The organism is Hydrogenivirga sp. 128-5-R1-1 (assembly GCF_000171895.1).
On the sequence record NZ_ABHJ01000425.1, the window covers coordinates 1 to 1,271 of the forward strand.

The following is a 1,271-nucleotide window of genomic DNA, read 5'->3' on the forward strand; positions in this document are numbered from 1 at the left end:
TTTTAAGATATAATTGAATTTATTTATCAGAACGGAGACTAACCATGTTTGGTATAGGATTTTCTGAGCTTGTATTGATTTTTATTGTTGCATTACTTGTTCTGGGACCTAAAAGACTTCCAGAAGTAGCAAAAACACTGGGAAGATTTTATAGGGAAATCAGGTCTACAGTTGATGAGGTAAAGGAAGTAATTGTTGAAGAACCTCAAAAACCAAAACATAGCCATCATTATATTCCACCAAGTGTAAATGAGGAAGTTGAGGTTGAAACTGAAGAAGATAAAAAGGAAAAACTGAAAGAGAGCCTAAAAGGAGAAAAAATCTCATTCAAGAAAAAACAGGAGAATGAAATAAATGAGCCAGAAAGTAAAGAATCCTGAAGAATTTGAAGCACCTATTACAGAACATCTGGCAGAACTAAGAATAAGGCTGTTTAGAAGTTTAGTAGCAGTTATCATAGCAACATTAGTTGTATTTGTTAAGGTTGATATATTCTTTGAACTGTTTAAGGAACCTCTTAGAAAGGTTTTCCCTGACCTGAAGCTTGTTGCCCTTACACCTACAGAATCATTTTTTACTGCTTTTAAAATAGCGCTCCTCGTTGGTTTTGTGGTTGCTTCTCCTTTTGTCTTTTATCAGATATGGAAATTTATTGAACCTGCCCTTTATGAAGAAGAGAAAAAGCTTGTTGTTCCATTTGTATTTTTTACAACGGTTTTCTTTATTTCAGGAGCATTATTTGCATATTTTGGTGTTTTACCGCTGGCAATTAAGTTTTTGCTGACATTCGGTTATACTCAGCTTGATGTTGAAGCAATGATATCTGTAAGCTCATATATATCTTTTGTAGTCCGGCTTATTCTGGCTTTTGGTATTACTTTTGAACTTCCTGTTATCCTCTCGCTACTTGCAAGACTCGGTCTTGTTACTCCTGAAGCATTATCAAAATTCCGCCCATATTTTGTTGTTGCTGCTTTTACCCTTGCAGCACTTTTAACTCCTCCTGATGTGGTCAGTCAGGTATTCCTTGCAATGCCTCTTATTGTGTTTTATGAGATTTCTATTATAATGGCAAAAATCCTTTATCCCCGAAGCGAAAGAAGCAAGGAAAATCAGGTATAACTGGCCTTTTTCCTATTTGGGCTGTATATTTATTTCTCAAAAACTAATTGAAAATAGTTATGAATATTGAAAAAGATTTATTCCAGCAGTTTATTGAAAAAGTTCCTATAGGAATTCTGGTTCAGTGTGATGGAAAAGTGGTTTTTATA

2 protein-coding genes are annotated in these 1,271 nt (G+C 34.4%); both read left to right on the plus strand.

Annotated features, from left to right (window positions below; all coding sequences use genetic code 11):
* The first annotated feature begins 44 nt into the window (after positions 1-44).
* Positions 45-380 carry a Sec-independent protein translocase protein TatB gene (tatB, locus tag HG1285_RS01010; RefSeq protein ID WP_008289503.1) on the plus strand — a complete coding sequence of 112 codons (336 nt, stop codon included), beginning with the start codon at positions 45-47 and terminating at the stop codon, positions 378-380.
* Positions 355-1,122, plus strand: a complete 768-nt coding sequence (tatC, locus tag HG1285_RS01005; RefSeq protein ID WP_008289504.1) for a twin-arginine translocase subunit TatC — start codon at positions 355-357, stop codon at positions 1,120-1,122. The genes tatB and tatC overlap by 26 nt, the downstream gene beginning before the upstream one ends.
* The last annotated feature ends 149 nt before the right edge of the window (positions 1,123-1,271 follow it).